This window comes from Vaginella massiliensis (assembly GCF_900089075.1).
GTDB lineage: Bacteria > Bacteroidota > Bacteroidia > Flavobacteriales > Weeksellaceae > Weeksella > Weeksella massiliensis_A.
Genome location: NZ_LT593747.1, coordinates 24,512 through 49,380, shown reverse-complemented (window position 1 = coordinate 49,380; position 24,869 = coordinate 24,512). Strand labels below are relative to the sequence as shown.

The window sequence follows — 24,869 nt, the reverse complement described above, 5'->3', positions numbered from 1 at the left end:
TTTACAAACTAATTCCTATGAAAAAACTATTTTTAATGGTAATTTTAGGCTACGCCCAAACTGCCTATTGCCAAGAAAATGAAAAAAATCTAGTTGATTCTGTTTCGGTAACTGATTCTATTGTAGAAAACAAAGAAGTAATCGTAGAAAAAACAGAAGCTGAACCGAAGCAATTGGCACACCCAAACGCACTGGACTTAGGTTATCCTTGGCAAACGTTGAAGGGTAAAACCCTAACTTTTCTGATAAAAGAAAGTACGGATGAAGAGCAAATGCTTGGTTTCCAATATTTTTATACACGAAAAGATCTTCAAGTACCTTATGCATCGAGTGATAACCTCAAAACTCGACCCACAGAAATGATTGGGAAGCGATTCAAAGTGCTCAATGTTTTTGAGAATATTCGCAATCGTGAGAGCGGATTGGGCGTGTTAATTTTTTTAGAAAACCTCAAACCGAGTTCTTTTTTGTACAAACAACTTTATTATTTCTACATTCCAGGAAGTCAGCAAGCTTTTATGTTCGAAATTCCGGATTAAATACTATACACCACATTCGACATCCCGTTCCTTGAGGCACTCAAACCAGTCACTGAGGCCTCTCAAAGTAACCTTTTAGAAGATGGGCTTCGGGGCTTCAAAAACCTCAGCCGCCGAATCCAGCATCCCGCGTCCCCTGAGCCTGTTAAATCGTCAACCAAAAACTCACATTCAGATTCCGTTATTGTTTTTTGGATGTTATGATTTCGTAGTATATTCTCGATTGCAAGAGCAAACTATCGGTTTCTTTAGGATCGTTGAGGAAAACCTCCCAGTGTTTTTTACCCAATTTCAGATTGTTTTTCTCGGCATAACGCTTCATCAGTTCGAGGGTTGCTTTTTTCTTACTTTTTGGACCAATGTGAAGCGTTAATAAATATTTCCCTTTCGGGATGGAAACTTTTTGGAGTGGTTTACTGATTGGAAAACTCTCGATAAACGGAATTCCGCTAAAAAATGTTGTTTTATTTTTCTCTTCGTCCCAATGGGTATAATATATCGTAGGAAAACCCAAGTCGATATGCAGTCCCTCTTCTTCTTCAGATTTGGGTGCAAGAACGTTGTAAATATCTTCGAACGATTGATCGGTGGCGTTGGTAATTTTGGATTGAGCTAGCGTTGTTTCATTCTTCACGGCAATTAAAGGAATGGCATCAGTCTCGAAAATTTTGTAATCACCAACCAATAATTTTCCTTCTTGTCTTTGCTTTTTCAGTTCAACTTTTACATATTCGTTCAAGCCCATGAGATTCTCTTCCAACATGTCGCTTCGGTTTTTGAAGAGGTTGTACCAACGGTAGAGATAGGGCAATTTTGGTCCTTCGTAAATCATTTTTACCAAAGTTTTTCCATCGTTATTAGAACTAAAATTAATGGTTAACGTTCCAGTTTCTTCCCATCCGAAATTTTCTATTTCGTACACCACATTTTGATTGATGTCGCTATCGACAATACTCAAGCGTCCATCACCGATTGTAGCAGATTCTGATTCCCACTTCATCCAAGCGTTTACATCGCGAGGATTGGCAGAAAAACTCAAATCAACACGCTCTTCTTTTGACATAAATTGTTGCCATTTCGATAGGTTTTGCAGGTTGTTGAATTCTTCGTATACCAAACCAATAGGAGCATCGATAACCAATTCTGATGCTGCATTTTGTTTTTTGGGTAAAACAATCGGAATGAGAAGGATAAACCCGATAATGATGGCGAATAATAAGCTGAGTTGTTTCATGTTGAGCTATTCGTATGGGTTACAAAAATAATATTATTCCTGATGTAAATATTCAAATAATTCGTTTACATTTGAATATTATAAAAACTTTTACAAATTATTTATGGACTTATCAACTTTATTACAAGGACCTATCGGAAATCAGCTGATATCATCTGTTACTCAAAAGTTAGGGGTGAGCGAAAATCAAGCACAATCGGCTATTGCAATGGCATTGCCTTTGCTATTGACCGCGTTGAACAAAAATGCAAACAATGGTGATGCACAAGGTATTGCCAACGCACTGGAAAAACACAACGGAAGTATTTTCGACAATTTTTCTGGATTCTTGAACGGCGGTGTGAACACACAAGATAGTTTAGGCATTTTGGGGCATATCTTTGGGAATAAGCAACAAACGGTTGAGACTGCAGTAGAGAAATCTTCTGGTCTCAATGCTACTCAAGTGATGAGTGTGTTGGTTATTCTTGCACCGATTGTCATGAATTATTTGGGTAAACAAAAACAAGCCAATAATTTGGATGCAAATGGTGTCGCTGGCTTATTGGGTAGTTTGGTAAACGGTGGTGCTGCAGCTTCTAATTCTAACTTATCTACATTCGAACGATTGTTAGATCAGAATGGTGATGGCAATATCAAAGACGATTTGGTAAATCTTGGAAGCAAATTTTTAGGTGGTTTATTCAAATAAAATTTCAAGAAAAAAGCAGGATTTTATCCTGCTTTTTTTGAGCTTTAACGCTTTTATTACTTCTGAAAAGTCGACGCTATAAATAATTCTTCCATTTGGGCGTCATCAATTGGTGACGGTGCATCGATCATCACATCACGACCCGAATTATTTTTAGGGAATGCAATGTAATCGCGTATGGTTTCTGAACCGTCTAAAATTGATACAAAACGGTCGAATCCAAAAGCTAAACCTCCGTGTGGTGGTGCGCCATATCTGAACGCGTTCATTAAGAATCCAAATTGTGCTTCAGCTTGTTCAGGGGTGAAGCCTAATAATTCGAACATTCTCGCCTGAACATTTTTATCGAAAATACGAATCGATCCTCCGCCGATTTCGTTTCCGTTTAAAACTAAATCATACGCATTTGCACGAACTTCACCCGGATTGGTATCAATCAATTCCATGTCTTCGGGTTTGGGAGAGGTGAACGGGTGATGCATCGCATGGTAACGTTCTGTTTCTTCGTCCCATTCCAACAAAGGAAAATCAACCACCCACAATGGTGCAAAAACTTCTGGGTTGCGCAATCCCAAACGTTCTGCCATTTCCATACGCAAAGCAGACAATTGTGCGCGAACTTTGTTGGTATTACCCGACATCACCAGTATCAAATCGCCTGGTTTTGCGTGCATACGTTCTGCCCAAGCAGCCAAATCTTCTTGCGTATAAAATTTATCTACCGATGATTTGAATGTTCCGTCTTCGTTGTATCGTACCCAAACCAATCCTGCTGCTCCTATCTGCGGGCGTTGTACCCATTCGATCAGTTTGTCGATGTCTTTGCGTGTGTACGAGTTGCATCCTTGGGCTGCGATCCCAACGATTAATTCTTGCTCGTCAAATATTTTGAAATCTTTACCCTTTGCCAAGTCTGTGATTTCACCAAATTCCATCCCAAAACGGATGTCTGGTTTATCGTTTCCGTAGCGGCGCATGGCTTCGGCAAAAGTCATACGCGGGAATTGTTCGAATTCTAAGCCTTTGAAAGTTTTCAACAAATGTTTCGCTAAGCCTTCAAAAACGTTCATGATGTCTTCTTGTTCTACAAAAGACATTTCGCAGTCGATTTGCGTAAATTCTGGCTGACGGTCTGCTCGTAAATCTTCGTCTCGGAAACATTTTACAATTTGAAAATAGCGATCTAAACCTCCGACCATCAACAGTTGTTTGAAGGTTTGTGGCGATTGTGGCAAGGCATAAAATTCACCTGGATTCATACGAGATGGGACAACGAAGTCGCGCGCGCCTTCTGGCGTAGATTTGATTAAAACTGGAGTTTCGACCTCTACGAATTCTTGCGCATCCAAATATTTTCGTACTTCTTGTGCCACTTTCGATCGGAAGATTAATTTATCTTTTACCGGATTTCGACGAATGTCTAAATAACGATATTTCATTCGAATGTCTTCTCCACCGTCGGTTTGGTCTTCAATAGTGAATGGTGGTAGAGCAGATTCGTTCAAAATCGTGATATTTTCTGCCAAAATCTCTATCTCTCCTGTTGGGATATTCGGGTTTTTTGATGCTCTTTCGATCACCGTACCTTTTACTTGAATCACGTATTCACGTCCCAACGTACGGGCAGTGTCGAACAATGTTTTCGAAGATCGATCTTCGTCTAAGATAATTTGGATGATGCCGTAGCGGTCACGTAAATCGATCCATATCATGAATCCTTTATCGCGAATGGTAGAAACCCAACCGCTCAGGGTCACTTTCTCGTTGATGTTGGCTAGGGTTAATTCTCCACAAGTATGTGTTCTAAACATTTGTCGTTAATTTATTGCACAAAGGTATAGTTTTGAGGCGAAATAAAGAAGTTTATCAAATTTTTGATCAGCTAAATTTAAGATGATTTTAATCTGATTTTAAATGACCTAAATGATGTTAATAAAAAACATTTTTTTATCCAGAAATATTAGTGTTTTCAGCATGCTCATCATTTTTTAATTTACTGTGCTTAAAACCGTAAATAAAATAAATACTGAGCCCGATAAGTAGCCAAATGATAAAAATTATCCAATTTTTGATTCCCAATTGTGCCATCATATAAAAGCAACACAGCATCCCTGCCAAAGGAATCATGGATGTTTTTTTGAAAAACGAACGCACCAACATATAAAGATAGATGACAAAAAAGATATACATCGGTATTTTGTGTTTGAATAAATCCCAACCGCTTTCATATTTTTTCAATTCATCTACAGGCAATCGTTCCAAGGTAAGTGCGTATTCGTCATCAGACAGCGAATCGAGGTAAACGTCTAAATGGCTAATCTCGTGGTTGCTCATTTCGGTCAACATCGACTGCGAATCTTTTATTTCTTTAGGATTCAAAGATGCTACAAATAGCTCCACTGGCATTGGTTGAGGTTGTTGACTGAAAAAGGTTTGCGTTTCTTTTTTCAAAACCGTCGTACAAATCAAAACAATCACGAGGGTAATAAGAGGCATGATGTATTTGGCATCGATAAAAGGCGTTCTGAAGCTGCCTCGCATCGCATTGGGGTTGGCATCTAATCGTAAAACTGCAGCGCAGACCAAGACAAATGCAAATAATGTCCCAATAGAACAGGCGTCTACCACCAATTCGAGATCGGTAAAAAGAATGGGAATTCCTACGACAAAACCCGTGAAAATGGTTGCAAAAGAAGGCGTTTTGTATTTTGGATGAATGGTAGAAAAGCGTTTTGGTAACAAGCCATCTCTCGACATGGTCATCCAAATTCGAGGTTGCCCGATCTGAAATACCACAAACACACTCGCCATGGCAATTACCGCAGAAACAGCAATGATTCCCGATAACCATTTCAGATCTTGTACACGTTCGAAGACGTAGGCTAAAGGATCGCCAACATTCAGTTCAGAATAATGAACCAAACCGGTGATGACCAAAGCAATCAAAACATACAAAACCGTACAAATGATAATGGATAAGAAAATTCCTTTCGGCAAATCTCTTTTCGGATCTACGCACTCTTCGGCGGTGGTACTGATTGCATCAAAACCAATATAAGCAAAGAAAACCGAACTCACACCGGCCAAAACACCCGTGATTCCATTAGGCGCAAAGGGATTCCAGTTATCTGGATTTACATAAAAAAATCCAACCACAATCACGAGAAGCACTACCGACACCTTCAAAATAACCATGAGATTGCTCATTTTGCGAGATTCGTTGATCCCTCTATAAACCAAGGCAGTAATCAGAAAAGTAATCAACAATGCGGGTAAATCCACCACAAGGTGAAAACCGATTTGAGGAGCATGCTCGAAAGCCAAATATTTAGGAATATCTTGCGCAAAAGCTGTCGATTGTAAACCTTCTAAGGTGTAGCCTTTGGTCAATTGTTCCGATATGATGCGATGTCCTTCTTTGGCTGTAAAATAATCCATTGTCATCCACTCGGGCAGATGAAGTCCGATGCCAGAAAGCAAGGTTGTGAAATAATCGCTCCAGGAGATTGCCAACACAATATTTCCGATAGCGTATTCCATGATGAGTGCCCAACCGATGATCCACGCATACAATTCGCCAAATGCGACGTAACTGTAGGTATAAGCGCTTCCGGAAACTGGAACTAACGACGCAAATTCGGCGTAAGCAAAAGCTGTGAAGGCACATGCAATAGCCGTGAAAATAAAGAGAAAGATGACGGCTGGGCCACCTTCGTAACTCGCTCGTCCAATGGTACTGAAAATTCCAGCTCCTATAATTGCAGCGATTCCAAACCCCACCAAATCTCGTGTCCGCAAGCTTCGTTTCATTTCGTTTGAGCCCGATTGCGATTCAGCTAGTATTTTTTCGACTGATTTTTTTCTGAATAATTGTGAAATCATAAATGTCTGATAATTTGGTAAAGATAGGTTGAATGTTTTTTTACAAACAAACCGAATCTTAAAAAGATGGATTCAATTTACAAAAAAATCATTCACTTTTCGATTTACATCTTGAAAGGCGAAAAAATATTTATCCTACACAAAAGAGGTTTAGATAGTTGGACAATCTTGCTTGTCAAAATAGTTCAATAAAAAAAGGCAGTCTACAAAAGACTGTCTTTATATCATTTATTGAAAAATAGTTGAATTGCTATTTTTTTCTAATCCTCAGCTTTAATTTTTTTGTAATATTCTTCTTTCAGGTCTTCAATTTTTTCTTTGATCGATTTGTCCGAATTGAGCAACAAGATTTTGGCATTGTTCACTCGCGCTTCGCCGATAATCTATAAAAATTATGAAATTTGCACCATAAAAAAAGTCTTTAAAAACCTTTTTTATAACATTATTTCATTGATTATGAATTATTTAAAAACAAAAAAAACCTTAACCAGTAACGGTTAAGGCTCTCTCTACTAAAACTTAAGTACCATGAAAACTCAACTAACTTATGATAAAGAATAGCACTTGTGTTCGTATCATCAAATATTGTACCAATTGAGCTTAATTTCTCAATAATTCGAGAAAAAGCTCTCCAAAGGAATGCTTTTGATTAAAACTATTTTTATTTTATTATAATCTGAATCAAATGTTCGATTAGAATGTGTATTGATTTTCTGCGATCAAGAAATCTGCAATTTCTGTTTTCAAATTCACAACGTTTGGATATTCGTTGTAACGTGTGAATCTTCTAAGTCCAGAAAGCATCATGCGCTGTTCGTCTCCTTCTGCAAAAGAAACAATACCACGAGTTGCTTCTGTTTTTATAATCTCTACCGATTTGAACAGTTGTAATTGTACCAATTTGATAGCGTTTGCAGCAGCATCCTCTCCTTTTTCTTTAGCGAGCTTTTCTGCACGCAACAATGCAGATTCTACCATGTAAATTTCTTGCATAATGTGCGAAGCAGCTAAAATCAATTGTTGGTGTTGCTCCAAATCTGCTCCAAATTTTTGTAACGCAGAACCAGCAACCATGAAGAATGCTTTTTTAAGGTTTGCGATAATTTCTTTCTCTTGTGCAAATAATTCGGTATAATCTGGCACGTCGAAAGATGGAATCGACATCAATTCATTGGCCACATTCATCGCTGGCGTCATCAGGTCTACTTTACCTTTGAACGCTCGTTTTACCAACATCGATACGCATAAAAGCGAATTGATTTCGTTTGTACCTTCGTAGATTCTGGAGATGCGTGCATCTCGCCAAGCTGCCTCCATTGGCATTTCTTTAGAATAGCCCATTCCGCCGTATATTTGGATACCCAAATCTGCCGAAACTTGAGAAGCTTCGGAAATCCAAACTTTCAAGATCGATGCTTCGATAGCGTATTCTTCGATCCCTTTCAACTCTGCTTCGTTGTGTGGCATTCCTGCCGCTAGATTATCTGCAATTGCATCTTCTACATCTTTTGCCGCTCTGTAAGCTCCTGCTTCTGAGGTGAAGGCAGCAACTGCCATATCTGCTAATTTTTCTTTGATTGCACCAAATGTATTGATCGATACACCAAATTGTTTGCGCTCGGTAGAATAATTGATTGCGTTAGATAAAATTCTACGTTGTGCGTCTAAACAAGCTGCACCCAATTTGATACGTCCGACATTGAGCGCGTTCATTGCGATTTTAAATCCACCGTTGCGTTCTCCTAAAAGATTTTCTACTGGTACTTTTACCTCGTTGAAGAAAACCTGACGAGTTGATGAAGAAACGATTCCTAATTTGTCTTCTTCTTCACCCAACGACATACCTTCTGCTCCTTTTTCTACGATGAAACCGGTGATATTTTTGTCGTCATCGATGCGTGCAAATACAATGAACAGGTCTGCAAATCCGGCGTTGGTGATCCACATTTTTTGTCCGGTGATGATGTAGTGTGTTCCATCATCAGACAAACGTGCTTTTGTTTTACCAGAATTCGCATCAGAACCTGCGTCGGGCTCTGTAAGGCAGTATGATGCAAACCATTCACCTGTAGCCAATTTTGGTAAATATTTTTGTTTTTGCTCTTCTGTTCCATAAAGCGAAATTGGCATAGTACCGATTCCCGTATGCGCACCGTAAGCTGTTGCTAGTGAACCTGTTGCACCAGATATATAATCACAAACCATCATGGTGGTGACGAATCCCATTCCCATTCCGCCGTATTCAGCTGGAACCGAAATTCCTAACATTCCCAATTCGCCTAATTTTCGCATCAAACTCTGAATCAATGCGTAATCTTTTTTCTCGATTTGGTGTTTGTGTGGCACCACTTCTTTATCGATGAATTCACGAGCAGATTCTAAAATCATGCGTTGCTCTTCTGAAAAGTCTTCGTGTGTAAAGATGTTCTCCCAAGTTAGATCTTTCACTAAGAATTCACCTCCTACTAGCCTGTTGTTATTTGTTGACATAAGATTTTAAAGTTTTATTTTGATTAAAAAAACTTAGACTGTTGCAAGCTGTGATGAACAGTCTAAGCGTGAGTTTTATTTTAAATATTCGAAAATTGAGGCTGCTCCTTGTCCGGTTCCTACGCACATGGTTACCATACCATATTTTGATTTGCGTAGTTCCATTTCGTTCAGCAATTGAACGGTTAATTTGGTTCCGGTACATCCGAGTGGGTGACCCAATGCAATTGCTCCACCGTTTACGTTTACTTTAGACGTATCCATGTTCAGTTCACGCAAAATGGCTACCGATTGTGATGCGAATGCTTCATTCAACTCGAACAAATCGATATCTTGTAATTGCAATCCTGCTTGCTCCAATGCTTTAGGAATCGCATACAAAGGTCCCATTCCCATGATACGCGGAGCAAGACCAACAGTGGCATAAGAAACCAAGCGAGCGACTGGCTCTAATCCCAATTCTTTTACCATATCTTCTGACATGACCATCACAAAGGCTGCTCCATCAGACATTTGCGATGAGTTACCAGCTGTTACCGATCCTCCGTTTGCAAAAACGGGACGTAGTTTTGCTAGACCTTCGAGAGAAGTATCGGCGCGTGGTCCTTCGTCTTGTTTGAAGGTGATTTTTTTGGTTTGTACTTTCTCGTTTGCGTCTAAGAAATTATAATCGACTTCGATGGGTACGATTTGCGAATCGAATTTATTATCTGCTAAAGCTTTCAATGCTTTTTGATGCGAATGAAATGCAAATTCGTCTTGAGCTTCGCGAGAAACATTGTACTCGTTTGCTACTGCTTCGGCTGTCAAACCCATACCCCAATAATAATCTGGATGATCTTTTGCGGTATCGGTTTCCGGAATTGGTTTATACCCTCCCATCGGGATGTACGACATCGATTCTGCACCACCAGCGATGATGCATTCTGCCATGCCTGTTCTGATTTTGGCAGCTGCCAAGGCGATGGCTTCAGAACCAGATGCACAATAACGGTTTACTGTAACACCAGGTACTTTATCTGTACTCAATCCCATCAACGAGATCAGACGAGCCATATTCAAGCCTTGTTCTGCTTCGGGCATTGCACATCCTACGATCATATCATCGACACGTGCTGGGTCTAGATTCGGGAGGTCTTGCATCAAACGTTTGATGACTACCGCTGCCATATCGTCTGGACGCGTAAAACGCAAGGTTCCTTTTGGAGCTTTTCCTACTGCGGTTCTATATCCTGTTACTATATATGCTTGTTTCATTTTTTAGTTTCTTAATGGTTTACCTGTTTTTAACATGTGTTGGATACGCTCTAATGTTTTTCTTTCACCACAAAGCGACAAGAATACTTCTCTTTCTAAATCTAACAAATATTGCTCTGACACTTCTGTAGCTTCAGACAAGTTTCCTCCTGTCATGACATATCCTAATTTATTCGCAATCAAACGGTCGTGGTCAGATGCATAACGTCCTGCAACCAATTGATCTGTACCTACGTAGAACATCCCTTGTGCTTCGCGTCCTAATACTTTCACTTTCTGTCTGATTGGTTGTGTGTAGCCTGCCTCTGCCATGATGATTGCATGTTTTTTGGCTTCTGCTATCTGGCGATCTTTATCGACTACAATGATGTCTTGATCACGGATGATGCCCATATTTTTTGCCTCATACGCAGAGGTTGCCACTTTTGCCATGGCAATATTCATGAAAGCATCTCGTAAATGATTGGTTTTTACGTCGTCTTTCAAAACATTTTTGGCTGCACGAAGTGTGAATTCTTTCGATCCGCCACCTCCAGGGATGAGTCCGACTCCTACCTCTACCAATCCAATATAGGTCTCGGCAGCTGCGACAACTTTGTCTGCATGCATCGTGATTTCACATCCTCCACCTAAGGTCATTCCGTGCGGTGCTACAACTACCGGAATGGCAGAATAGCGAACGCGCATCATGGTATCTTGGAACATTTTGATTGCCAGATTCAGATCGTACCAATCTTGCTCAGCTGCCATCATCATGATCATCGCCAAATTAGCTCCGACAGAAAAATTATCGGCTTGATTTCCGATGACCAAACCTCTGTAATCTTTCTCTGCCAAATCGATTGCTTTGTTGATGCCTTGTAGAACGCCACCACCTAAAGAGTTCATTTTCGAACGGAATTCTAAGTTGATGATGCCGTCGCCCAAATCTTGGATAGAGGCTTCGTTGTTTTTCCAAATTTCTTTGGTCGGACGAATATTATCTAAAATAATGAACGCATCTTGACCTGGGATTGGCTCATAGGTTTTGGTCATTTGGTTGTAGAACAATGTTTTTCCATCTTCTACCTTGTAGAAAGATTCTGCTCCCGAAGCTGCCATTTCTTTCACCCAATCTGCTACTTGGTAACCTTCTGCTTCTACCAGCTCGATTCCCTTTGTAAGTCCTACATAATCCCAAGTTTGGAATGGTCCATACTTCCAAGCATAACCCGTGCGAATAGCGTCGTCTATTGGATAAAGTGTGTCGGTAATTTCTGGAACGCGTTGCGAAACATAGGCGAACAATGATGCAAAATGTTTACGAATCAAATCACCGTGTTTTCCTTCGGCTTTCAATAATGTAGCCAATTTGTTTTTAGTAGATCCAGCCTGTTTTGCAGTTTCCACTGCAGGGACGTTTCCTCTTTCGAGCGGACGATATTCTAATGTTTTTAAGTCTAATGCGAATCGGTTGGTATTTCCTTCTTTGTCTTTTTCTTTATAATAAAATCCTTTTCCCGATTTGTCTCCCAAGAATTTATTCTCCGTCAAAAAGTTCAATACTTTCGATTCTTTCACACCTTGAATCATTTCATCGTGCGGAGCGTTTTGTTGCAAACCTTTGGTTACATTGTATGCAGTATCCAATCCGACCAAATCTCCCAATTTGAAAGTTCCGGTTTTTGGACGTCCCAAAATAGAACCAGTCAACGTATCGGTTTCTTCTATCGTCAATCCTAATTCTTCTGCCAATTGCATTACCATTGCCATGTAGTAAACCCCAATTCGGTTTCCAATGAAGCCTGGCGTATCTTTACATATCACCGGCGTTTTTCCTAAGAAGCGTGACGCATAATCTTGGAAGAAATCGATAACCGTTTGATCTGTTTTTGGACCTGGAATGATCTCGAATAGTTTTAAATATCGTGGCGGATTGAAGAAATGCGTACCACAGAAATGTTTTTGAAAATCTTCCGAACGACCTTCCGACATCAATTTGATTGGGATACCAGAGGTATTAGAGGTTACCAATGTGCCTGGTTTGCGGAATTGATCTACTTTTTCGAACATCGACTGTTTGATGTCTAAACGTTCGATGATTACTTCGATCACCCAATCAGAATTTTTGATTTTTTCTAAATCATCGTCAAAATTACCTACGGTAATACGCGAAGCAAATGCTTTATCGTAAATAGGTGATGGATTGCTCTTCAAAGCATAATCCAAATGTCCTTGTGCAATGCTATTGCGAACTGCTTTAGACTCTAAAGTCAATCCTTTTGCCTGTTGTTCTGCTGTTAATTCACGAGGAACCATATCCAGCATCAAGACTTCGACTCCGATTCCTGCCAAATGACAAGCAATCCCAGAGCCCATTACACCAGATCCTAAAACGGTAACGTGTTTAATGTGTCTTCTCATAATTGTTCTTAAATATTTTTTTATCAGAAATTAAACGATTGATATCGAGCATCACCTCCAAAAAGATTTTTAGTTTCTCTGGATCGATATTCTCGGTAATTATTGTGTTGAATTGTAAAACGGTTTCTTTCGAAATATTACGCATCCTCAAGCCCTCCTCGGTGAGTGTCACCAAAACACTTCGCCCATCTTCCGGATTCGGGACGCGTACTATCAGTCCACGGTCTTCGAGCCTATTCAGCGTTCTAGACAAACTCGTAGGTTCTATCCCCATTTTGGGCCCGAGCGAGGTGCTCGGCGTTCCGCCTTTCGGATCGATAGAAAGCAAGGTAAAGGCATAAACCATGGTCGAATTGTATTGACTCGCTTGTTCGTTGTACATTTTCTGAACCGTAAGCCAAGTTGTTCGTAATAAATAATCTATGGTTAAATCTTCTCTTATCATGATAGTGTAAGATAAACACAAATATAATAAAATTTATTATGCTTGCATAATAAATTAAAAAATTTTACAAATTCATAACCTTAGCGATTCTTTCGCAGGTTTTCTGCCTTTTTCTGAAGCCGAAATGAATTTTATCCATTGTTCTAAGAGCAACGCATAGATTAAATATACCAAAGAAATATACAAAATTTTATTCAACCTTCAAGAAAAAATACACTTCGAGACATGAAGTTTTGACTCGGATATTGGAAGATTGAATAAGTTCGAAGTTGAAAAATTTTCGAATATTTAGCTTTTCTGGGCAAAAGAAGTTTTACAACATTTCAATTATTTTATAATTTAGTATTTGATTAATCTAAATTATTCTAAAAATGTTTGAAATTTATATAGACAAAAGAGAAGAGTTTCGTTTTCGATTGAAAGCTAAAAACGGGCAAATAATTCTTGCGAGCGAAGGATATACCGCCAAACAATCTTGCTTGAACGGAATAGAATCGGTAAGAAAAAATTCGCAAGACGATAGCAAATTCAAACTGAAAGAAACCGAAAAAGGAAAATGGCAATTCAGTCTAGTAGCTGGCAACGGACAAGTAATTGGGACGAGCCAAATTTACGAAGCGGAGGCTGGAGCCAAAAACGGAATAGAATCGGTGAAGAAAAATGTTGCCGATGCGAAAATAGAAGAAGTGGAATCATAAAAAAAGGAAGGCCTTGCATCCAAAGACGCAAGGCCACTTCCTAATTAACACAATATGAAAAAAACTTACTACTTTCTATTTCAAATGTGAGCGTAACATCCAAGCTGTTTTTTGGTGTTGCTCCAACAATCCAGTAAGATAATCTGAGGTTGCTACATCTGGAAAAGCTTCTATCTCTTGAATTGCTTTGTTCAAAAACGCACAAATCGTTTCATGGTCTTTCAATAACTCTGCCATAAACGTCAGACTATCGTATTTCTTTTTACGCTCTTCTTTTAGCTGTGTGATCTCTAAATATTCGCTCATCGTAGCTGGCGCATAATGTTGCTTGGTTCTTATTTTTTCTGCCACATCATCTATCACCACTTGTAACTCGGTGTACAACTCTTCGAAATACACATGAACCGTTTTGAAATCTGCTCCTTCTACATTCCAGTGAGCGTTACGGGTTTTCAGATACAATATGCTCTCGTCTGCTAAAACTTGACTTAGGATTTCTGCTACTCTTTTGTTTTGTTCCTTTGTTAACATACTTTCTTATTTTTTCGGTTATACCTCAAATATCCGAATTTTTATCCACTTTAGTCGCATTATCTAAGTGATATTAGCAATATCATAATAGACATTCTCTATAATGTAAAAAAAAAGCGGGCTTATGCTTAGCTATTTTCGTGTAAAAAAATATAGCCTGCCAAGTCTCGTTCAATCGACCGATAGAAAACTCAATCCAATACCTCAAATAAACTTCTCTAAATAGACAGCAAAATAATAAAGAATTACTGAAAACCTCCAACTAAATTGACATAAATCATAAAAAAATCATCTCAATATTTCTAAAATTTTCTCTGAAATTCTTTTCGCATTGAGTTTTTTTTGGTCTGACGGATTGGTTAACCCTAACGCTAACAACGAAGGCTATTGCAATTCTGGTTTCAAAAATTCTGCCGTCACGCTTTTTTTATTTTTAATGATTTCTTCTGGTGTACCTTCTGCCACAATTTTTCCGCCATTTTTTCCTCCTTCTGGTCCTACATCTATGATGTAATCTGCCAATTTTATAACGTCTAAATTGTGTTCGATGATGATGACGGTATTCCCAAAATCTACAATACGATTGATAACTTCCATCAAGACTTTAATATCTTCAAAATGCAAACCTGTTGTCGGCTCATCGAGGATGTACAACGTTTTTCCGGTTTGTTTTTTCGCCAATTCGGTTGCCAATTTTACGCGTTGCGCCTCGCCACCGCTCAGGGTTGTAGATTGTTGCCCCAGCGTAATGTATCCCAAACCAACATCTTGCAACATTTTTACGTACTGATAAATCTTCGGGATGGCTTCAAAAAAATCAACAGCTTCGTTCACCGTCATATCCAACACATCGGCAATGGATTTTTCTTTGTATCGAATTTCTAAAGTCTCTCGATTGAATCGTTTTCCTTGACAGTTTTCGCAATTGACATGAATATCGGGTAAGAAATTCATCTCGATCACACGCATTCCTGCTCCTTGACAGGTTTCGCATCGTCCACCTTTCACGTTGAACGAAAAACGACCGGGTTTGTAACCTCGAATTTTGGCTTCTGGGATATTGGCAAAAAGATTTCGGATATCAGAAAAAATCCCAGTATATGTCGCCGGATTGGAGCGTGGCGTGCGCCCAATAGGCGATTGATCGACATCGATTACTTTATCGAGATGTTCCAAGCCTTCGATGGATTGATAAGGCATGGGGTCTTTTTCAGCTCTGAAAAAATGTTGATTGAGAATTCGGTAAAGGGTTTCGTTGATCAGGGTCGATTTTCCGCTTCCAGAAACGCCTGACACCACCACCAATTTCCCAAGCGGAATTTTGAGGTCTACATTTTGCAAATTATTGCCCGTAGCGCCCTTCAGCGTCAGATAATGACTGTTGCCTTCTCGACGTTTTTTAGGTACTTCTATTTTTTGATTCCCATTGAGGTAGCTTGCTGTAAGTGTTTGCGTTTTAAGCATCGCTTCGGGCGTACCCGACCAAACGATTTGTCCGCCTCTTCTACCGGCTTTTGGTCCAACATCAATCACATGATCAGATTTCAAAATCATGTCTTTGTCGTGTTCTACCACCAAAACCGAATTACCTATATCGCGCAGTTTCTTCAAAGAATCGATCAGTTTTACATTATCGCGCTGATGAAGACCTATACTCGGCTCGTCCATGATATAGAGAACGTTCACCAATTGCGAGCCTATTTGCGTCGCCAACCGTATGCGTTGCGATTCACCTCCCGACAAACTGCCAGCACTGCGATTGAGTGAAAGATACCCCAAGCCAACATCTAACAAAAATTGCAACCTCGTCCCGATTTCTTTTAAGATTTCGGCTGCGATCACTTTATTGGTAGGCGAAAGCGATTTGGGCACTTGCTGAATCCAGTTGATCAACACATCCAAGTCCATCGATGCTACTTCTGAAATATTTTTACCGTCGATTTTGAATTGTAAAGATTCGGATTGCAAGCGCGCTCCGTGGCAAGACGGGCAGCTTATTTTTCTAGAAAATTGCTTGGTCAAAGTATTGTGTGACGGATGATTTTTATCGTTGATAATATCTTGAAAGAACGCACGAAGCCCTTCGAAATCTAATTTGTATGTTTTTTTGACATCGGCAAATTTCAACTGAACATTCACTGTTTCGTTTACTCCATTCAGTAAATCATCCATCAGCGCTTTTGGCAAATCTTCGAAGGCTGTTTTTTCTTCAACCTGATGCTTTGCAAAAATGCCTTCGATTTGTTTTTTGATTCGGGTTGTATTTTTTAAAACTCCGAAAACTTCGGTCAAATTATCCTTTAACGATTTTTTGGGTAACGAAAATATTTTATCCAAATTCACTTCTTTCAACTTCCCCAAACCTGCGCACGTTGGACAAGCTCCTTTTGGCGAATTGAACGAAAAGGTATTGGGTTCTGGCAACGCATACGAAATACCCGAATTTGGACACATCAAACTTTTGCTAAAATAGCGCGAAGTATCTGTCGCATAATCATACACCATCATCACGCCATCGCCCTGATTGAAAGCCAAAGTGATACTAGAACGTAAGCGTTCGTCCGAAACTTTATCATTGAGCAACAAGCGATCGATGACCAATTCTACATCATGAGCCTTGTAACGATCGAGCATCATACCAGGTGTAATGTCTTGAATTTCGCCATCTACACGCACCTTCTCGAATCCTTTTTTGGCGAGCATCATAAAAAGTTCGCGGTAATGCCCTTTGCGGTATTTGACCAGCGGTGTCATCAAAGCAATTTTACGATCGGTAGATTGCGCTCTGATGAGTTCGATAATTTGCTCTTCGGTATAAGCAATCATCGGTTCGTTGGTTACCGAAGAATACGCTGTAGACGCACGGGCATACAACAGTCGAAGGTAATCGTATATCTCGGTGATCGTTCCCACGGTCGAGCGCGGATTTTTAGAAGTTGTTTTTTGTTCGATGGCAATTACAGGTGATAGACCGTCTATTTTATCGACATCTGGTCGCTCCAATCCCCCGAGGAATTGTCGAGCGTACGCATTGAACGTCTCGATGTAACGTCGTTGCCCTTCGGCATAGATGGTATCGAACGCCAATGAAGATTTTCCGCTTCCGCTGAGGCCGGTAATGACCACCAATTCGTTTCGCGGAATTTTCACATCGATATTTTTCAGGTTGTGTTCTCTCGCCCCGTAAACTTCTATAAATTCCTGACTCATAATCTTAAAAAAACAATATGCAAAAATACGACCATTTCACGAGATTTTTATCATTTAGCTTTCCAAAGTTTGGACACGACGCTGTTAGCTTTGCCAAAGTTTGCATGATTTTCAGACCAGCATTTCGGACAAGGCGTGTTCCCACCACGAAATAAGCATTTCTTCAATCAAGGATTTCAGTTTGGTTGGATGCTCGTCGAGCTTTTCATTAGCTTCGCTGAGCTCAATTTTTAGAAAATAATAAACGATGCTCTAATATTTCTGCCATCCAAACGCCAACTGATCGAGCTTTACAGAATTCAGCATTTGTTTTACCTCCATGTATTTTCCGTTCTTGTTGGAAGTAACGACACAAAGAATTTTCCAGATGTGATCGTGCGATTTTTTGCGTGTAACTGGTACAAAATCGCGGTCGCTGTATTGCTGCACTGTATTGTTTTCTACCAAGAAAAGCATTTCTTTCGCTCGGTTTGTAAAAATCAGATGCTCGAGCACGGTGTATTCAAAACTGCAGACCGAGCATGCCGATTATTTGCTATAGCGGATTCTCAGTTTCAGCATTTCTTTCCAAACCTCTTCGAAAGCGACATCATCTCCACCAATATCGGCGTGCAGCAGCAGAATACCGTATTTGGTCGCTGCAGGCAAAACGTACACCTCGGGCGTTACCGGAATCTTTTTCAGAATGGAAGCCTACATCTCCATCAGTTCTGAATTTTCGGTGAGAAAAGCTCCCATATATAGAAAACTGTACGCAAAAAGTCGGGCTTAGTTCGAGCGGTTGTATTTGAGATAAGTTTCGAAATAATGGGTATATATACTGCCCATCATATCGCGCATGCAAAATCGATTGTAAGCGAACCGTGAGCTAGCGTTTCAAAAACTTAAATAATAGGCTAGTCGATCATTATAAAAAGAGCATACCCGGCTGACTAAGGAGAAATTCTATTTAATTCTTTAAAAATTTAGTAAACCGCCATTTTTTGGCGGTTTTAATTTTTATCTTTTTCAAAACAAAAAAACAATGGCAAAAAAAGATTTGCTACTGCGCATCAAATACATCGAAGAACTGCTCCGCAGAAGGAAAGAGGTCGGAGCTTCGTTCGAAGAGATTCAAGAATTTCTCAAAAAAAAATTTAGAGAAAAAGACAAAACTGAAGACTTGCAGTTTTCGGACCCCACTTTTCAGCGAGACAAAAAAAAATGATTCAAGAACTCTCGGGCATCGAAATCGAATACTCACGAAGCCGAAATGTCTATTTATCCAAAAAGAAGAACTCCACCTCTACGAAGAAAATATTTTCGATAACATATTGTTGATTGAAGCCTACCGCGAAACTAAAAGTAATGGCGATATTATGATTTTCGAACCGAGAAAATCTCGCGGATTAGAAAATCTTAACGGACTGATTCATGCTATCAAAAACCGCAGAATCATCGGTTTTACCTACCTGAATTTCTGGACGACCAAAAAAACTCAATGCCTTGCCGAACCCTATGCACTCAAGGAGTTTGAACTCCGTTGATATCTCTTGGCAAAAGATCACCACCCGAAAGACGACAACCAAATCATGTAAACTTTTGCACTCGACCGACTTTAGGAGCTCGACCTCAAAACTTCTCTGTTCCGTAGAGAAAACTACAATCCGGAAGAGGCATTCAGGCATTCGTTCGGAATCATCGCGCCCAACGGTGAAAAACCGCAAGAGGTTGTGTTGCAGTTCGATGCGCATCAAGGTAACTACATAAAGCGCTGCCACTCCATTCGAGTCAGAAAATCGTTTCAAAAATCGAAACCGAAACTGTGATTTCTGTATTTGTGGTTCCAACCTACGATTTCGAGCACGAAATTCTCTCTTATGGCAACGGGTGAAAATCATCAGTCCTGAATCTTTTAAGGAGAAGCTCAGAAAAGAAACCGCCGAAATGCTGAAGAACTTCGAATAAAAGTTTGAAATTGATTTTCTGAATTACGCCACTGCTATTCTGCCTAATTTGATAAACTAACTAATTGTTATTCAATAAACTTTGATGAATTAAGGAAATGAGGGCTTCAACGTAGCAACAATATTCAAGCTGGCTTGTCCAGCTTTAGTGCTAAAAAACGTACTGGAAGCTGATTGATCATGATATTAAGACTTTTTTTATAAGGTTTTGTAAATTACCGTTCCGCCCGCTTGTGCTTTAGGAAATATGGTGAGGTCTGCAATTTGTACATGGCCAGGTTGTTGCAACGCGTAATCTATCGCCGCTGCAATATCGTCTGCAACCAAAGCTTCGAAACCAGCATACACCTGTTTTGCTCGCTCGCTATCACCCTTGAACCGAACTTCAGAAAATTCTGTTTCTACTGCTCCGGGCGCTATATTGGTCACTTTTATACCATAAGGCAACAAATCATACCGCATGCCTTTGCTCAAAGATTCTACTGCGGCTTTGGATGCGCAATAAGTGGCTCCTAACGGATAAACTTCTTTACCTGCAATGGATGAAATATTGAAAATATGCGGATTTTCTGATAATTTCAGATAAGGAATAACAGCCTTCGAAACGTAGATCAAACCTTTTACATTGATGTCGATCATAGCTTCGAGGTCTTCTATATCGGCCTCATCAAAAGTTGCTAATCCGTGTGCATTTCCTGCATTGTTCACCAATACATCTATTTTTTTCCATTCGTCTGAGAGTTGTTCTACCGCCGAAAAGACGGCAGATTTTTCTCGAACATCAAAATTTAAGGTTACAACATCGGTTATTTCGCCCAATTCTTTCATCAAATCATCGAGGCGTTCTTGCCTTCTCCCACATAAAATGAGTCGAAAATTCGGAGCCAATTTGCGGGCTGTTGCCATCCCAATTCCAGAGGTTGCGCCTGTAATGAAAACTGTTCTTTGCATTAGAAAATTATATGATTAATAAAGCTTGTTTCAATCCGTCTAAGATACAAGCCAAGAAGAAGTTGAAAAATGATTTATCTTGTTTACGTTCTATATTTTCAACCTTTTCTTGTTTTATATTTCCTTTCGAATTGCTTTTAATCGCCAAATTGCCGACCGTTGAGAGAAAACCGCGTCTAGATCCATCGTCTCGTAACAGACTAACTTTTAGATCCTTATAATTAATCCTGAAAGTTCCGCCTGCTATTTTATCGTTACCAGAAAAATCGAAATTGATTTGGTTGAAATATCCATTTGCCGAGGCTTTGAGGTAGGGCACCATGAAAGGGTCTAAATTCTGAGCCGGTAAATTGGAAATCGTACCTTTGATATTGAACTGCTCCGTTCTATTCATAGGATTGAAGGTCCAAACTGCTCTAAAATCTCCTTTCATAAATTCTGACCTCCAATTGAGCACCACATCGGGAAGTTTGCTTTTTTTGTATCCAGAATTGATATTTTTTGCGGTAGCATTGATGTTCGAAAAAGTCAATTTTCCTGTCCCTTTGCTTTTTACGGTTTCTTCTTCATATTCTAACATCGAATTGTTGATGCTTAGATTTTTTATTCCGAATCCAAATTCTACCTCTCTTAGCTTTTGCGAAAACATGGTTTTCTTCGTTAAATCGTCTGGCGGAATCTTACTTCGAAAGATATTGGCGTGCATACCGTCGAGTACCAGATGGTCGCTGTTGATATAAAAATCTTTAGCCTTCGAGATTCCCCACTGCATGCCTTTACCCGTGATTTTTTTTACCGAAACGGTATACAAATCTTTTTCTGCTTTCAATTGATTCGTAAAGGATTTTCGGGATAATTTTGGGTTTAATTTTAATTGATTCAATACCAAATTTCCGTTATAAAACTGCAAATCTGACGTCTTCATCTGGTATATTTTATTCATATCATAATCCATTGAAGAGGCTTTGAGCAATACATTTTTATAACTGAAAGGTACCGATTCTTGGATGGTTTTAGGATCGATCTGAATCTGATCGAAGGTGAGCTGAATGTCGTTCAATTTGAGGTTGGGATTTTTTTGCTGATAAGGCACCAAATCCAAATGCCCATTGATCAAAGAAAGTTTTTTGACCACAATGATATCGTTGAACTGCTGAGTTCCCTTATTTTCTCGTTGTGCTACGCGTTTGGGTTGACCAAAAATCGTGAATTGCGGATTGCGAAATATGATATGGTTCACCGCCATTTGCTTTCCGTAGCGATTATTCAGCCCCAAAACGGTAAGGTTTACATTGTCGAAATCGTATTTGTTGGACGCCGTAAAACGAGAGTGTTTGACCGAAATGGTATCGACTTGCAAATCGAAATTGATCAGAAATTGCTTGGTCACCGACTCTGCCTTTTGTGCAATTTGATTTTTATTTTTTTTGTCTAAAATTTTCACATTTACCTCGTCTAATTTGATCGCACTTGTTTTGAAGAAAAATTGATCGTTCTCGAATCCCCAACGGTTGTTGTCTAGGGTAAGAATCGGAGCTTCTATATCCAATAAAATATTCAGATCGGTAAGGTTTTGATTGAATTGTGATCTCGAAATCAAAGGTTTCATTTTGAAATCTTTCAAAACCAATTGTTTCTCGGTCAAATCCAATTTCGAGGCGCGTATAGATTGCATATCCCCTACCCGATAATACATCGAATCGAGTTTCACCCGAAAGGTTTTATAGTCGATCGGGATTTCTTCTGTACGGGTGAGTTGATTCAGTTTTATTTCTTCAATATTCAAGTCGGCATTGTTGATAGCAAACCGAATCGTATTGGCGTCTGAATAAAGTTTTCTGATTCTTCCTTTTTCTATTTGCAGTTGCTTGATGTTGATCAGTTCAGTTCCAGCGGCGGAGGCTTTCACATTCGATTTCACATCGAGATTGCTATCATGTTTTTTTGCATCGTTGCCGCTAATGATGGTGATGTTTGGATTTTTGAATTTGATGAGATCGGTTTTGAAAAATAGTTTATCTGCCGTGGTAAACCCCCAATCCATGTTGGTCAGCGTCAAACGAGGCGATTCGATATCCAACAAATCATTTTCTGAGGTATTGGGCAGATATTTTTCACCATTCATTTTCAGCGGTTTCATGGTGAAATTATTGAGTTCGAAATCGGTATTGTTCCACTTTACTTTTTCAGATTTTATCATCTGATTGACATTAACAATGAGAAACAAATGCCCCAGTTTGATTTTGAAATCTTTGAATCGGAAAGGTATTTTCTTGTCGACCGTTCGCTGGTTGAACCGCACGCCATCGAAATCGATATCAATATCCTCCACTTCGGCCAGATGTTGTTTCCCATCGGACGAATACATTTTGAAAATACCGTCGTAAACATTTACGTTCGACACGTCGATGCTCTGCCCTACTTTGGGATGAGTGGTGTCGTTTTTTTCTTTTTTCTCTTTTGGTAAATAATAATGGACTTCGGGTTGCTTGATGTTGATTGCATAGGCTGCAACTTCTTTATTGGCAAGCAGTCTCAAAAAATTTATTCCCACCACATCGATTTCTTTTATCTTGCCAGTAACATCGATAGAATCTGCAATATTTAGCGAATCTTTAGGCGAGACTTCGACACCTTTCAGTGCAAGCGACGAGTTGAAAAGCGAAAAACTCAACGCTTTGTAGGTCAGATTATAAGCTGTATCATTTTTTTCTTCGATAATCTTTGGCAATCTATTGTTGATCATCGAGGTGATCACAAGACTGAGCGCAAACAGCAAAACTGCCAAAACTCCAAGCGTAATCGCCGTTTTTTTTACCCAAGATTTTCTAAAGAATGCTGGAATAGATGGTTTGGTCATAAAAAAATTCCTCTAAAAAAATTGTTCAACCCGCATGCAAAGTTAGGCACTTCGTTTCATTCGCCAATATCACATTACAACAAATCTTTCAGCTCTGGTTTTCGCATCATGTAGGCGCTGACGTAAGAGCAATACGGACGAATTTTGAGCTGATTTTCTCTTGCGTATGTAATTGCTTCGTTTACCAATTTTTCGGCCAAACCTTGCCCCCTGTGCTCGACATCGACGCCAGTATGACTGATAATCATATAATTATCCTTCAAAGAAAAAGTCAATTCGCCAATTTTTTGCTCATCAAGAAATAAATAAAACGCTCCCTGATTTTCTTCTAATTCTAATTTTATTGATGTTTCCATTGTTTTGTTTTTTTTTATCTGAGTTTCGATCAAGTTAAGTTGTTTCAAAAAATAATCCAAAAAAATAAAACCCAGAACGCAGAATGCTTATACGCTCAATATTAAGGAATTAAAAAAATACAGCCACATTTCTTTCAAAAGTAATGAACATTCCTCGAAAACTTATTCACATTTTTTTGCTAAATGACTAAATATTAGTTGCTAATTATTACTTTTGTTAGATATTTTAAGGAAAATTCACGCTATGAAATTTATTGTATCGAGTAATACGCTTTTGAAGAATGTCAATACCATTGGCGGTGTTATCAATAACAACAACACTTTGCCTATTTTGGATAATTTTTTATTTGAACTCAATGGAAATCATTTAACGATTACAGGGTCCGATTTGGAAACCACTATTTCGACTACGGTAGAAGTAGAATCGGAAGACGAAGGTAAAATTGCCGTTCCATCTAGAATCTTGATCGACACCTTGAAAACGTTTCCTGCTCAACCACTCACCTTCATACAAAAAGAAGGAAATACGTTGGAGATTGTTTCGGAACAAGGAAATTATCAGTTGGCATTTGAAGATGCAAGTGAATATCCACAAACCCCAGATATCGACGATGCTCACACGACCAAATTACCTGCGGCTGTGTTGTCGGAAGCCATTGTAAAAACCATTTTTGCAACAGGTAACGATGAGTTGAGACCAATCATGACGGGTGTATATTTCCAGGCACAACCCGATATTTTCAACTTTGTTGCCACCGATGCGCATCGTTTGGTAAAATATTCTCGAGTTGGTTTGGAGTCTGTTGAAAGCGCAGATTATATCATGCCCAAGAAACCATTGAATCTATTAAAGAATATTTTGGGAGGAAACAACGACGAGGTAATCATCGAATACAATCAGACCAATACCCGTTTCACTTTCCAAAATATCATCTTGACCTGTCGATTGATCGACGGTAAATATCCTAATTACGATGCGGTTATCCCAAAAGAAAACCCAAATGTTCTGACCATCAACCGTAATTTATTTTTAACTTCACTGAAACGTGTTGCAATTTTCTCGAATAAAACAACAAACCAAGTTCGCCTGAAATTGGTCGGAAATTCTTTAACCATCTCGGCAGAAGACATGGACTTCTCGAACAAAGCAGAAGAACGCTTACCTTGCGATTACAACGGCGTTGACCTACAAATCGGGTTCAACTCAAAATTCTTGATCGAGATGTTGAACAACTTACAATCTGATGACATTACCTTAGAAATGTCTGAACCAAACCGTGCTGGAATCATAAAACCAGTAGACGGATTAGAAGAAGGAGAAGAAATTTTGATGTTGGTAATGCCGGTGATGTTGAATGCCTAATGCAAGATTGATA

General features: G+C 39.3%; 20 protein-coding genes. 6 read left to right on the top strand and 14 right to left on the bottom strand.

Annotated features, from left to right (window positions below):
• The first annotated feature begins 17 nt into the window (after positions 1-17).
• Positions 18-539: a hypothetical protein gene (locus BN8061_RS07550; RefSeq protein WP_068598083.1), complete on the top strand. Its 522-nt coding sequence runs from the start codon at positions 18-20 to the stop codon at positions 537-539.
• A gap of 181 nt (positions 540-720) precedes the next feature.
• Here the strand turns inward: BN8061_RS07550 and BN8061_RS07545 are convergent, their stop codons facing one another.
• Entirely contained in the window at positions 721-1,773 is a 1,053-nt protein-coding gene (locus tag BN8061_RS07545) for a GyrI-like domain-containing protein (RefSeq protein ID WP_068598080.1), read from the bottom strand.
• Positions 1,774-1,876: 103 nt separating this feature from the next.
• Between BN8061_RS07545 and BN8061_RS07540 the strand changes: the two genes are divergently transcribed.
• Entirely contained in the window at positions 1,877-2,464 is a 588-nt protein-coding gene (locus BN8061_RS07540) for a DUF937 domain-containing protein (RefSeq protein ID WP_068598078.1), read from the top strand.
• Positions 2,465-2,520: 56 nt separating this feature from the next.
• Here BN8061_RS07540 and aspS read toward each other — a convergent pair whose 3' ends face one another.
• The 6 genes from aspS to BN8061_RS07510 form a co-directional block, all read right to left on the bottom strand.
• A complete protein-coding gene (aspS, locus tag BN8061_RS07535) occupies positions 2,521-4,275 on the bottom strand; it encodes an aspartate--tRNA ligase (protein ID WP_068598076.1) in 1,755 nt (584 codons plus the stop codon).
• A gap of 136 nt (positions 4,276-4,411) precedes the next feature.
• Positions 4,412-6,346, bottom strand: a complete 1,935-nt coding sequence (locus BN8061_RS07530) for an APC family permease (protein WP_068598075.1) — start codon at positions 6,344-6,346, stop codon at positions 4,412-4,414.
• A gap of 693 nt (positions 6,347-7,039) precedes the next feature.
• Complete coding sequence (locus BN8061_RS07525; RefSeq protein WP_068598074.1) at positions 7,040-8,836, bottom strand: acyl-CoA dehydrogenase family protein; 1,797 nt, start codon at positions 8,834-8,836, stop codon at positions 7,040-7,042.
• Positions 8,837-8,911: 75 nt separating this feature from the next.
• Positions 8,912-10,093, bottom strand: a complete 1,182-nt coding sequence (locus BN8061_RS07520; RefSeq protein ID WP_068598072.1) for an acetyl-CoA C-acyltransferase — start codon at positions 10,091-10,093, stop codon at positions 8,912-8,914.
• Positions 10,094-10,096: 3 nt separating this feature from the next.
• Positions 10,097-12,496, bottom strand: a complete 2,400-nt coding sequence (locus tag BN8061_RS07515) for a 3-hydroxyacyl-CoA dehydrogenase/enoyl-CoA hydratase family protein (RefSeq protein WP_068598069.1) — start codon at positions 12,494-12,496, stop codon at positions 10,097-10,099.
• Positions 12,480-12,941: a MarR family winged helix-turn-helix transcriptional regulator gene (locus tag BN8061_RS07510; protein ID WP_068598067.1), complete on the bottom strand. Its 462-nt coding sequence runs from the start codon at positions 12,939-12,941 to the stop codon at positions 12,480-12,482. The genes BN8061_RS07515 and BN8061_RS07510 overlap by 17 nt, the downstream gene beginning before the upstream one ends.
• A gap of 371 nt (positions 12,942-13,312) precedes the next feature.
• Here BN8061_RS07510 and BN8061_RS07505 point away from each other — a divergent pair, with 371 nt between their 5' ends.
• Positions 13,313-13,639, top strand: coding sequence for a YegP family protein (locus tag BN8061_RS07505; protein ID WP_068598065.1), 327 nt, complete (start codon positions 13,313-13,315; stop codon positions 13,637-13,639).
• Between the two features lie 75 nt (positions 13,640-13,714).
• On the opposite strand, the gene BN8061_RS07500 is transcribed toward BN8061_RS07505, so the two are convergent.
• The 4 genes from BN8061_RS07500 to BN8061_RS12295 form a co-directional block, all read right to left on the bottom strand.
• Positions 13,715-14,170 (bottom strand): Dps family protein, encoded by a 456-nt coding sequence (locus BN8061_RS07500; protein ID WP_068598063.1) that lies wholly within the window; start codon positions 14,168-14,170, stop codon positions 13,715-13,717.
• 384 nt (positions 14,171-14,554) lie between these two features.
• Positions 14,555-17,380: an excinuclease ABC subunit UvrA gene (uvrA, locus tag BN8061_RS07495; RefSeq protein ID WP_068598061.1), complete on the bottom strand. Its 2,826-nt coding sequence runs from the start codon at positions 17,378-17,380 to the stop codon at positions 14,555-14,557.
• A 252-nt stretch (positions 17,381-17,632) separates the two neighbouring features.
• Positions 17,633-17,836: a hypothetical protein gene (locus BN8061_RS07490; protein WP_154662284.1), complete on the bottom strand. Its 204-nt coding sequence runs from the start codon at positions 17,834-17,836 to the stop codon at positions 17,633-17,635.
• A 72-nt stretch (positions 17,837-17,908) separates the two neighbouring features.
• A complete protein-coding gene (locus tag BN8061_RS12295; protein WP_262509379.1) occupies positions 17,909-18,037 on the bottom strand; it encodes a hypothetical protein in 129 nt (42 codons plus the stop codon).
• A gap of 367 nt (positions 18,038-18,404) precedes the next feature.
• Between BN8061_RS12295 and BN8061_RS11780 the strand changes: the two genes are divergently transcribed.
• Together BN8061_RS11780 and BN8061_RS11775 are read left to right on the top strand one after the other, a co-directional pair.
• Positions 18,405-18,587 carry a hypothetical protein gene (locus BN8061_RS11780; RefSeq protein WP_094745910.1) on the top strand — a complete coding sequence of 61 codons (183 nt, stop codon included), beginning with the start codon at positions 18,405-18,407 and terminating at the stop codon, positions 18,585-18,587.
• Positions 18,588-18,693: 106 nt separating this feature from the next.
• A complete protein-coding gene (locus BN8061_RS11775) occupies positions 18,694-18,906 on the top strand; it encodes a hypothetical protein (RefSeq protein WP_094745909.1) in 213 nt (70 codons plus the stop codon).
• Between the two features lie 618 nt (positions 18,907-19,524).
• On the opposite strand, the gene BN8061_RS07480 is transcribed toward BN8061_RS11775, so the two are convergent.
• From BN8061_RS07480 to BN8061_RS07470, 3 genes are all read right to left on the bottom strand, one after another.
• Positions 19,525-20,277: an SDR family NAD(P)-dependent oxidoreductase gene (locus tag BN8061_RS07480; protein ID WP_068598057.1), complete on the bottom strand. Its 753-nt coding sequence runs from the start codon at positions 20,275-20,277 to the stop codon at positions 19,525-19,527.
• Positions 20,278-20,284: 7 nt separating this feature from the next.
• Entirely contained in the window at positions 20,285-23,137 is a 2,853-nt protein-coding gene (locus BN8061_RS07475; RefSeq protein ID WP_068598055.1) for an AsmA family protein, read from the bottom strand.
• Positions 23,138-23,211: 74 nt separating this feature from the next.
• Positions 23,212-23,493, bottom strand: a complete 282-nt coding sequence (locus BN8061_RS07470; RefSeq protein ID WP_068599462.1) for a GNAT family N-acetyltransferase — start codon at positions 23,491-23,493, stop codon at positions 23,212-23,214.
• 244 nt (positions 23,494-23,737) lie between these two features.
• On the opposite strand from BN8061_RS07470, the gene dnaN reads away from it, so the two are divergent.
• Positions 23,738-24,856 (top strand): DNA polymerase III subunit beta, encoded by a 1,119-nt coding sequence (dnaN, locus tag BN8061_RS07465; RefSeq protein ID WP_068598053.1) that lies wholly within the window; start codon positions 23,738-23,740, stop codon positions 24,854-24,856.
• The last annotated feature ends 13 nt before the right edge of the window (positions 24,857-24,869 follow it).

Excerpts from the sequence above, each read along its gene's own strand:
- aspS (WP_068598076.1), bottom strand. The coding sequence starts at position 4,275 with ATGTTTAGAACACATACTTGTGGAGAATTAACCCTAGCCAACATCAAC.
- BN8061_RS07475 (WP_068598055.1), bottom strand. The coding sequence starts at position 23,137 with ATGACCAAACCATCTATTCCAGCATTCTTTAGAAAATCTTGGGTAAAA.
- dnaN (WP_068598053.1), top strand. The coding sequence starts at position 23,738 with ATGAAATTTATTGTATCGAGTAATACGCTTTTGAAGAATGTCAATACC.
- BN8061_RS07510 (WP_068598067.1), bottom strand. The coding sequence starts at position 12,941 with ATGATAAGAGAAGATTTAACCATAGATTATTTATTACGAACAACTTGG.
- BN8061_RS07540 (WP_068598078.1), top strand. The coding sequence starts at position 1,877 with ATGGACTTATCAACTTTATTACAAGGACCTATCGGAAATCAGCTGATA.
- BN8061_RS07545 (WP_068598080.1), bottom strand. The coding sequence starts at position 1,773 with ATGAAACAACTCAGCTTATTATTCGCCATCATTATCGGGTTTATCCTT.
- BN8061_RS07470 (WP_068599462.1), bottom strand. The coding sequence starts at position 23,493 with ATGGAAACATCAATAAAATTAGAATTAGAAGAAAATCAGGGAGCGTTT.
- BN8061_RS07525 (WP_068598074.1), bottom strand. The coding sequence starts at position 8,836 with ATGTCAACAAATAACAACAGGCTAGTAGGAGGTGAATTCTTAGTGAAA.
- BN8061_RS07490 (WP_154662284.1), bottom strand. The coding sequence starts at position 17,836 with ATGCTTTTCTTGGTAGAAAACAATACAGTGCAGCAATACAGCGACCGC.
- uvrA (WP_068598061.1), bottom strand. The coding sequence starts at position 17,380 with ATGAGTCAGGAATTTATAGAAGTTTACGGGGCGAGAGAACACAACCTG.
- BN8061_RS07500 (WP_068598063.1), bottom strand. The coding sequence starts at position 14,170 with ATGTTAACAAAGGAACAAAACAAAAGAGTAGCAGAAATCCTAAGTCAA.
- BN8061_RS07520 (WP_068598072.1), bottom strand. The coding sequence starts at position 10,093 with ATGAAACAAGCATATATAGTAACAGGATATAGAACCGCAGTAGGAAAA.
- BN8061_RS07505 (WP_068598065.1), top strand. The coding sequence starts at position 13,313 with ATGTTTGAAATTTATATAGACAAAAGAGAAGAGTTTCGTTTTCGATTG.
- BN8061_RS07480 (WP_068598057.1), bottom strand. The coding sequence starts at position 20,277 with ATGCAAAGAACAGTTTTCATTACAGGCGCAACCTCTGGAATTGGGATG.
- BN8061_RS07515 (WP_068598069.1), bottom strand. The coding sequence starts at position 12,496 with ATGAGAAGACACATTAAACACGTTACCGTTTTAGGATCTGGTGTAATG.
- BN8061_RS07550 (WP_068598083.1), top strand. The coding sequence starts at position 18 with ATGAAAAAACTATTTTTAATGGTAATTTTAGGCTACGCCCAAACTGCC.
- BN8061_RS07530 (WP_068598075.1), bottom strand. The coding sequence starts at position 6,346 with ATGATTTCACAATTATTCAGAAAAAAATCAGTCGAAAAAATACTAGCT.
- BN8061_RS11780 (WP_094745910.1), top strand. The coding sequence starts at position 18,405 with ATGGCAAAAAAAGATTTGCTACTGCGCATCAAATACATCGAAGAACTG.